The following is an 8,222-nucleotide window of genomic DNA, read 5'->3' on the forward strand; positions in this document are numbered from 1 at the left end:
CAAAGAGTGGCACTGAGTGCCACCCTTTGATCGTTCATCGATCGAAATCAGACGTGAGGATACCCGCTCATGTGAGCGTTTTCCTGGGTGTCCGATGTCGAGCGGCTTCAAGAAGTGAACACATGATTCCGCGATTTCTTGCCCAGCCTTGACTTTCGATCCTGTGGCAGATGCCCGGTTACGAACACATGACACGTAAGCAGACCTCCCCAGACGCCTTGGATCTGGGTATGTTCCTCGCCGTCAGGGCAGCTACCGCGTCCTCTAGGAGTTGGGACCGTGTCGGAAAATCAGAAGCTCGTCTACGACTTCACCGAGGGCAACAAGGACCTGAAGGACCTTCTCGGCGGTAAAGGCGCGAACCTCGCGGAGATGACCAATCTCGGCCTTCCGGTTCCGCCCGGCTTCACCATCACCACCGAGGCGTGCAAGGTCTACCTCGACAGCGGCAAGGAACCCGCGGCACTGCGTGACGAGGTGACGGCCCACCTGGATGCGCTGGAACAGCGCATGGGCAAGAAGCTGGGCCAGGCCGACGACCCCCTCCTCGTCTCCGTACGCTCCGGCGCCAAGTTCTCCATGCCCGGCATGATGGACACCGTCCTCAACATCGGACTCTCCGACCGGTCCGTGCGGGGCCTCGCCCAGCAGGCCGGTGACGAGCGGTTCGCCTGGGACTCCTACCGCCGGCTCATCCAGATGTTCGGCAAGACCGTCCTCGGCGTCGACGGCGACCTCTTCGAGGAGGCGCTGGAGAAGGCGAAGGCGGCCAAGAAGGTCACGGTCGACACCGAGCTGGGGGCCGCCGACCTGAAGAACCTGGTCACCACCTTCAAGAAGATCGTCAAGGCCGAGGCCGACCGGGACTTCCCGCAGGACGCCCGGGAGCAGATGGACCTGGCCATCAAGGCGGTCTTCGACTCCTGGAACGGCGACCGCGCCAAGCTCTACCGCCGCCAGGAGCGCATCCCGCACGACCTCGGCACCGCGGTCAACGTCTGCTCGATGGTCTTCGGCAACCTGGGCCCCGACTCCGGTACCGGGGTCGCCTTCACCCGCGACCCCGCCTCCGGCTACCAGGGCGTCTACGGCGACTACCTCCAGAACGCCCAGGGCGAGGACGTCGTCGCGGGAATCCGCAACACCGTCCCGCTCGCCGAGCTGGAGTCGATCGACAAGAAATCGTACGACCAGCTGATGCAGATCATGGAGACCCTGGAGAACCACTACAAGGATCTCTGCGACATCGAGTTCACCATCGAGCGCGGACAGCTGTGGATGCTCCAGACCCGGGTCGGCAAGCGCACCGCCGGTGCCGCCTTCCGGATCGCGACCCAGCTCGTGGACCAGGGCCTCATCGACGAGGCGGAGGCCCTCCAACGGGTCAACGGCGCCCAGCTCGCCCAGCTGATGTTCCCCCGCTTCGACGACGAGGCGAAGGTCCAGCAGGTCGGCCGGGGCATCGCGGCCTCGCCGGGCGCGGCCGTCGGCAAGGCGGTCTTCGACTCGTACACCGCCGTGAAGTGGTCGCGTTCGGGCGAGAAGGTCATCCTGGTCCGCCGCGAGACCAACCCCGACGACCTGGACGGCATGATCGCGGCCGAGGGCATCCTCACCTCGCGCGGCGGCAAGACCTCCCACGCGGCCGTGGTCGCGCGCGGCATGGGCAAGACCTGTGTCTGCGGGGCGGAGGAACTGGAGGTCGACACCAAACGGCGGCGGATGACGGTCCCCGGCGGCCATGTGGTGGAGGAGGGCGACGTCCTCTCCATCGACGGTTCGTCCGGCAAGGTCTACCTGGGCGAGGTCCCGGTGGTGCCGTCCCCGGTGGTCGAGTACTTCGAGGGCCGGATGCACGCGGGCGCGGACGACGCCGACGAACTGGTGGAGGCGGTGCACCGCATCATGGCCTTCGCCGACCGCAAGCGCCGGCTGCGGGTGCGCGCCAACGCGGACAACGCCGAGGACGCGCTGCGGGCCCGCCGCTTCGGCGCGCAGGGCATCGGGCTGTGCCGTACGGAGCACATGTTCCTGGGCGACCGGCGGGAACTGGTGGAGCGGCTGATCCTGGCGGACCACGACGAGGAGCGCGAGGAGTCCCTGAAGGGGCTGCTGCCGCTCCAGAAGCAGGACTTCGTGGAACTCTTCGAGGCGATGGACGGCCTCCCGGTCACCGTCCGCCTCCTGGACCCGCCGCTGCACGAGTTCCTGCCCGACATCACCGAGCTGTCCGTCCGGGTGGCCCTGGCCGAGTCCCGCCAGGAGCCGCACGAGAACGAACTCCGGCTGCTCCAGGCGGTCCACCGGCTGCACGAGCAGAACCCGATGCTGGGACTGCGCGGCGTCCGCCTCGGCCTGGTCATCCCCGGCCTCTTCACGATGCAGGTCCGGGCCATCGCCGAGGCGGCGGCGGCCCGCAAGGCGGCGAAGGGCGACCCGCGCGCCGAGATCATGATCCCGCTGGTGGGCACGGTCCAGGAGCTGGAGATCGTACGGGAGGAGGCGGACCAGGTGATCGCGGAGGTGGAGGCCGCGACCGGCACCGATCTGAAGCTGTCGATCGGCACGATGATCGAGCTGCCGCGCGCGGCCCTGACCGCCGGTCAGATCGCGGAGGCGGCCGAGTTCTTCTCCTTCGGCACCAACGACCTCACCCAGACGGTGTGGGGCTTCAGCCGCGACGACGTGGAGGCGTCCTTCTTCACGGCCTACCTGGAGAAGGGCATCTTCGGGGTGTCCCCGTTCGAGACCATCGACAAGGACGGCGTGGGCTCGCTGGTGGAACTGGCGGCGAAGGCCGGCCGCGCGACCCGCCCCGACCTCAAGCTCGGCGTCTGCGGCGAGCACGGCGGCGACCCGGAGTCCGTCCACTTCTTCCACGAGGTGGGCCTGGACTACGTCTCCTGCTCCCCGTTCCGCATCCCGGTGGCCCGCCTGGAAGCCGGCCGGGCGGCGTCCGACTCCAAGGGAAGCGACCACCGCTGAGCCCCCGCCGGGGCGAGAACGCGCGGCGCCGCGGATCAGGGCGCCTCCGCGCACATCACAGCCGTACCGCCACCCCGTTGAACGTCGTGTCCGGGAGTTGGGGGCTCGTGAAGCGGGCGTTGACGAGGTAGAGGCGGCCGGCGTGGTGGGCGGCGGTGGTGGGGACGTCGAAGCGGGGGTCGGTGAGGGTGCGGTGGAGGGTGGCGCGGGCCCGGGGGAGGTCCAGGGTCCAGGCGGTGATCCGGTTGAGGCGGTTCTGGACCACGTAGAGAGTGCCGCCCCTGCGGACCAGGCCGTCGCCGTTGACCACCGAGTCCGCGCCGACGAGGGTGAGTCGGGTGGCGGACCCGGTCCTCAGGGACACGTGGTAGAGGGCGCCCGGGGTGCTCTGCACGACGATCAGGCCCTTGCCGTCGGGCGTCGTCACGACACCGTTGGCGTTGTTGACGTCCGGGAGTTGGGTCCAGTCGCCGGTCAGCGGGAGCGTGCGGGTCGTGCCGGGCCTTCCGGCGCGGGGGACGCCGTGCAGGACCGGGTTGCGGGAGTCCGTGAACCAGGCCCGGTCGGGGGTCAGGATCACGTCGTTGATGAAGGTGGGGGTGGCCGTGGTGAGGGTGTGGGTGGTCCGCGCTTCGCCCGTGCGGGCGTCCACCACCCGTGCCGTGCCGGACGCGCCGCCCGCCACGTACAGCAGGCCGTCCGAGGAGAGCTTCAGGCCGATGGCGGCCGTGCCCTGGGCGCCCGCGTGGAGGATGCCGCCCTCGCCGGTGCGCAGGTCGGTGCGGTAGATCGCGCCGTTGGCGCGGGAGCCCATGTACGCGTACGGGCGGCTGCCGATGGTGATGCCCTCGGGGAGGAAGCCGTTGGGAAGGGGGAACTCCGTCGGCCAGGCCGGGCCACCGGTGGCGGTCCGGGGCGTGGCGCGGGGAGCGGCAGCCGCCGGGCCCGCCGCTGTCAGTGCCGTGACGGCCGCCAGGGTCGTGCCGGTCAGCAAGGTGCGTCGGGAGAGGTGGTTCCGGGTCATGGTTCCTGCCTCCGGGTGGGGGAGAGGGTGCGGAACGGATGGGACCGGTCAAACGGGTGGGACCAGTGAACGGCCCCGCCCCGGGCAGAGTTCCCGACCGTGTCACCGTCCCCGGGGCCCTAGGTGCGGAACGGGCCCCGTACCTCGTAGGTGATTCCGCCCGATGAGCTGCCGCTCGTGCCCCGTTGGCTGGAGAAGTACAGCCGGCTGCCGTCGGGGGAGAACGCCGGGCCGGTGATCTCGGAGGCGGACTGGCCGTCGACGCGGAGGAAGGGGGCGATGACATCGTCCGGGGTGATCACACAGATCTCCATGGTGCCGCCGTCCTCGGCCACGAACAGGTCGCCGGAGGACGAGCCGGTGATGTTGTCGACGCCGGTGAGGGGGGCCGTGCCGGAGGTGACGAGGGAGTCGTCGTAGGCCAGTTCGTAGGTGCTGTCGGTCAGGTTCAGCTGCCAGACGCGGTTGTCGCCCTTGGTCGTGAACCACACCGTGTCGTCGGTGTAGTGGCAGCCCTCGCCGCCGTTGAAGGACTTCGACCCCGGGACCTGGGTGCGGGTGGTGGTCGGGGAACCGTCCGGGTCGGGGACGTCCGCCCAGGTGAAGGAGCCGGACGTGGCGCTGCCCGCGACCATCACCTGGAGGGTCCCGGCGGAGAGGTCGCCCCAGGTCGCCGGCACGAAGCGGTAGAAGCGGCCGTTGGACTCGTCCTCGGTGAGGTACACCGCCCGGCGGACCGGGTCGGCCGCCGCCGCCTCGTGCTTGAAGCGGCCCATGGCATCCCGGCGCACCGCCGCCTTCGCACCCCAGGGGTCGGTCTCGTAGACGTATCCGAGGGACACCTCCTCGCAGGACAGCCAGGTGTTCCACGGGGTCGCGCCGCCCGCGCAGTTGGTGCGGGTGCCGGACAGGATGCGGTACGCCGATGTGACCGTGCCCGCCGCCGAGAACCTCACCGCGCTCACCCCGCCGGACGGGTTGATCTCCGAGTTGGAGACATAGATCCAGCCGCCCCCGGCGTCCGCGTAACAGGCGCCGCCGTCAGGCGCGTTGTGCCAGGTGTAGGAGGTGCCGGGGACCGCCTGGCCGGAACGGGCGATCACCCTGCCGGTGAACCCGGCCGGAAGTCTGATGCCGTGGGCGTCCGGGGCGCCGAGGGGTCCGTAGGGGCCGGTGCCGGGCTGGGCGGGGGCCGCGTGGGCCGCGCCGCGCCACAGGCTGCCGCCGAAGGCCGCCGCCGAGCCGCCGAGGACGGCCGCGCGCAGGAGGTTGCGACGTTCCACTCTCACTCCAGAAGGTGCCGTGACCGCCCCGCCGCCGGTCGGCGACGGGGTCGTGCGCTCCGGGACATTAGAGGAGCGGCGTGGACAGGTCATGTACATGCCGTGACGGAAGGGAGGCGGGTTCCCCCTCGCGTCGCCGGCCCGGAGCCGCCGGCGCCCTCGTAAGCTGATCATCCATCAGCTCGCCCCGCACACCGCGAAGGAGCGTTGTCATGGAGCGCTGGAGCCTGGCCGACCTGCCCGACCAGCGGGGCCGTACGGCCGTCGTCACCGGGGCCAACAGCGGGCTCGGCTTCGTGGCCGCGCGCGAACTCGCCCGCAAAGGGGCCCGGGTCGTACTCGCCTGCCGGAGCGAGGTACGGGGCAGGGCGGCCGTCGAACGCATCGGCGCCGCCGTACCGGAGGCCGACGTGGACCTGCTCCGGCTCGACCTCGGCGACCTCGCGTCCGTCCGGACGTTCGTCGAGCGGTTCCCCTACGACCGGCTGGACCTGCTCCTCAACAACGCCGGCCTCATGGCACTGCCCTACGGCACCACCGCCGACGGGTTCGAGACCCAGTTCGGCGTCAATCACCTCGGGCACTTCGCCCTCACCGGACTGCTGCTGCCCCGGCTGCTCGCCACGCCGGGCGCCCGTGTCGTCACCGTGTCCAGCCCGCTGCACGCCCTCGCCAACGCCGACCCCCGGCAGGCGCGGAGCGGACCGCACTCCTACCGGCGCTGGGTCGCGTACGCCCGCTCCAAGTCGGCCAACCTGCTCTTCACCCACGAACTGGCCCGCCGCCTCGCCGACGCGGGGTCCGACGTCATCGCCGCCGCCGCGCACCCCGGGTACGCCGCCACCAACCTCTCCCTCGCCGCGCCCCGCGCCGAAGGGCGGCCGGGGAGGGAACGGGTGATGCGCGCGGGCCTCCACCTCATCGCCCAGTCGGCGGAGGCCGGCACCCTGCCGCTGCTGTACGCCGCCACCGCGCCCGGCGTACGCCCCGACTCCTTCACCGGCCCGTCCTTCCTGATGTGGCGCGGTGATCCCGCCCCCTCCTGGCGGGCCCCCTGGACCCTGGACGACCGGATGTCCGAGGCCCTCTGGGAGGAGTCGGCCCGGCTGACGGGAGTCACGCCCGAAATCCCTTGAATTACCTCGCATCGGTGACTCCCGCTCTAAACGCGGGTCCTTCCGGGCATCTCCCGTCCGCTCGTCTCATGGGAGGCGGGCCGTTCAGCGAGAGGCGGAAAGTCATGAGCATGCTCCAGACCGGCAGGCTGCAATTGGGCTCCTCCAGCGCCACGACGACCACGGGCGGGGACACCTCGACCTTCACCCAGGTCACGTTCGCCTCGCCGTTCCCCTCGGGCGCCGAGGTCGTGGTGATCCCGTTCGTCCAGACCTTCAACGGGCCCGACACCCCGGGGCTGCGCATCGCCGACGTCACCACCACCGGCTTCAAGATCCGCATCAATGAACTCGTGGGCAGCGGCAGGGCGCTCTCGGACGGCCCGCACACCACCGAGACGGTGGGCTGGATCGCGAGCACGGTGTAGGACCTGTCACGGTCGCGGGGGCGGGCTGCGCGGAGGGTCGCGCAGCCCGCCCCTCGTGTTGTTCGGCTCCTTCGGTTCCTTCGGTTCCTTGGGTATCTCCGGTTCCTTCGGTTCCTTCGGCGTCTTCGACGTCATTGACGGCTAACGGTGTTAGCCCTAGAGTGGAGCTAACGATGTTAGCCACGGAAGGGCCGACCATGAAGACCCCTGCGCTCCTCGACCCCACCCGGATCCCGCCGCACGCCACCGCCCCCGCCGTGCGGACGGCGTCCCCCTCGCTCAGCGCACCCCGCCGGGCCCTGTGGCTCGCCCTCGCCCTCTTCTGGACGGCCTTCGCGGTCCTGGAGGGGATCAACCACGGTTGGCCGGCCGTGCTGATGGCGGCACTGTTCGCCGTGGCCCCCGATCTGACGATGCTGATCTCCGTCCGCGAGGTCCCGAAGCTCGCCAAGGGACAGCTCCCGCCCCGGGCCGTCCCCTCCTACAACCTCGCCCACCGCGCGGTGATCCCCTTCAGCCTCGCCGTCCTCTACTCCTTCACCGCGCCCAAGGAATGGGCCCCGCTCTTCGCCGCGCTGTGCGCCTGGCTCGCCCACATCTCGTACGATCGCGCCTTCGGGTACGGACTGCGCACCAAGGACGGATTCCAGCGTGGCTGAGCGGCGACGAAGCACCGGCGGCACGAACCGCACGAACGCCGTGAACGGCGCTGAGGGCACGGGCACGGGCACCGGCACCGGCCGGGGCGGGGCCGCCGAGGCGCCCGACCGGCTCACCCCCCGCGCCCGGGAGATCGTCGGCGCGGCGCGGGCCCTGGTCGAGAAGTCCGGGCCCGCCGCCCTCACCATGCGCGCCCTCGCCGACGAACTGGGCATCAAGGCGCCCTCGCTCTACAAGCACTTCCCGGACAAGGCCGCCGTCGAGGTGGAGTTGATCGCCCTGAGCCTCCTGGAGACGGCGGAGGCGATGGAGGCGGCGGAGGCCCTCTACCTGCGCACCGGCGCCCCGACCCCGCTCACCGCCCTGGCCGACGCCTACCGCGCCGACGCCCTCGCCCACCCCCACCTCTACTGCCTGGCCACCGAAGGCCCGCTGCCCCGGCACGCGCTGCCCGAAGGGCTGGAGGAGCGGGCGGCGATGCCCCTGCTGAGGGCCTGCGACTTCGACATGGACCGGGCACGCGCGGTCTGGGCCTTCGCCCACGGCATGGTCGTCCTGGAGATCCACGGCCGGTTTCCCCACGGCGTCGACCTGACCGCCGCCTGGCGGGCCGGTGTCACGGCCCTGGAGGACTAGGGGGTGTCCGCAATGTCGGTGGGTCGTTAGCCCGTTCGTGGTGCGTCGTCATGAAGTGACTGATCAGGCGTGGGCGGTGATCGGGCCTTTG

The 8,222-nt window shown here is 70.8% G+C and carries 7 protein-coding genes; 5 read left to right on the forward strand and 2 right to left on the reverse strand.

Annotated features, from left to right (window positions below; translation table 11 throughout):
* Nucleotides 1-279 precede the first annotated feature (279 nt).
* Nucleotides 280-2,985: a pyruvate, phosphate dikinase gene (gene ppdK, locus ACIQNG_RS31330; RefSeq protein WP_401430306.1), complete on the forward strand. Its 2,706-nt coding sequence runs from the start codon at nt 280-282 to the stop codon at nt 2,983-2,985.
* A 55-nt stretch (nt 2,986-3,040) separates the two neighbouring features.
* Here ppdK and ACIQNG_RS31335 read toward each other — a convergent pair whose 3' ends face one another.
* Both ACIQNG_RS31335 and ACIQNG_RS31340 read right to left on the reverse strand, forming a co-directional pair.
* Nucleotides 3,041-4,009 carry an SMP-30/gluconolactonase/LRE family protein gene (locus tag ACIQNG_RS31335; RefSeq protein WP_401489658.1) on the reverse strand — a complete coding sequence of 323 codons (969 nt, stop codon included), beginning with the start codon at nt 4,007-4,009 and terminating at the stop codon, nt 3,041-3,043.
* 119 nt (nt 4,010-4,128) lie between these two features.
* On the reverse strand, nt 4,129-5,292 hold the full coding sequence (locus ACIQNG_RS31340) for an alkaline phosphatase PhoX (protein WP_401489660.1): 1,164 nt from the start codon (nt 5,290-5,292) through the stop codon (nt 4,129-4,131).
* Nucleotides 5,293-5,504: 212 nt separating this feature from the next.
* On the opposite strand from ACIQNG_RS31340, the gene ACIQNG_RS31345 reads away from it, so the two are divergent.
* The 4 genes from ACIQNG_RS31345 to ACIQNG_RS31360 all read left to right on the forward strand — a co-directional run bounded on the left by ACIQNG_RS31345 (nt 5,505) and on the right by ACIQNG_RS31360 (nt 8,131).
* A complete protein-coding gene (locus tag ACIQNG_RS31345) occupies nt 5,505-6,428 on the forward strand; it encodes an oxidoreductase (RefSeq protein ID WP_401489662.1) in 924 nt (307 codons plus the stop codon).
* A 104-nt stretch (nt 6,429-6,532) separates the two neighbouring features.
* On the forward strand, nt 6,533-6,835 hold the full coding sequence (locus ACIQNG_RS31350) for a hypothetical protein (protein ID WP_401430298.1): 303 nt from the start codon (nt 6,533-6,535) through the stop codon (nt 6,833-6,835).
* A gap of 197 nt (nt 6,836-7,032) precedes the next feature.
* A complete protein-coding gene (locus tag ACIQNG_RS31355) occupies nt 7,033-7,494 on the forward strand; it encodes a DUF4260 family protein (protein ID WP_401489664.1) in 462 nt (153 codons plus the stop codon).
* Nucleotides 7,495-7,627: 133 nt separating this feature from the next.
* Complete coding sequence (locus tag ACIQNG_RS31360; protein ID WP_401489672.1) at nt 7,628-8,131, forward strand: TetR/AcrR family transcriptional regulator; 504 nt, start codon at nt 7,628-7,630, stop codon at nt 8,129-8,131.
* The last annotated feature ends 91 nt before the right edge of the window (nt 8,132-8,222 follow it).

The organism is Streptomyces sp. NPDC091377 (assembly GCF_044757045.1).
Lineage (GTDB): Bacteria > Actinomycetota > Actinomycetes > Streptomycetales > Streptomycetaceae > Streptomyces.

Excerpts from the sequence above, each read along its gene's own strand:
- ACIQNG_RS31335 (WP_401489658.1), bottom strand. The coding sequence starts at position 4,009 with ATGACCCGGAACCACCTCTCCCGACGCACCTTGCTGACCGGCACGACC.
- ACIQNG_RS31350 (WP_401430298.1), top strand. The coding sequence starts at position 6,533 with ATGAGCATGCTCCAGACCGGCAGGCTGCAATTGGGCTCCTCCAGCGCC.
- ACIQNG_RS31355 (WP_401489664.1), top strand. The coding sequence starts at position 7,033 with ATGAAGACCCCTGCGCTCCTCGACCCCACCCGGATCCCGCCGCACGCC.
- ACIQNG_RS31345 (WP_401489662.1), top strand. The coding sequence starts at position 5,505 with ATGGAGCGCTGGAGCCTGGCCGACCTGCCCGACCAGCGGGGCCGTACG.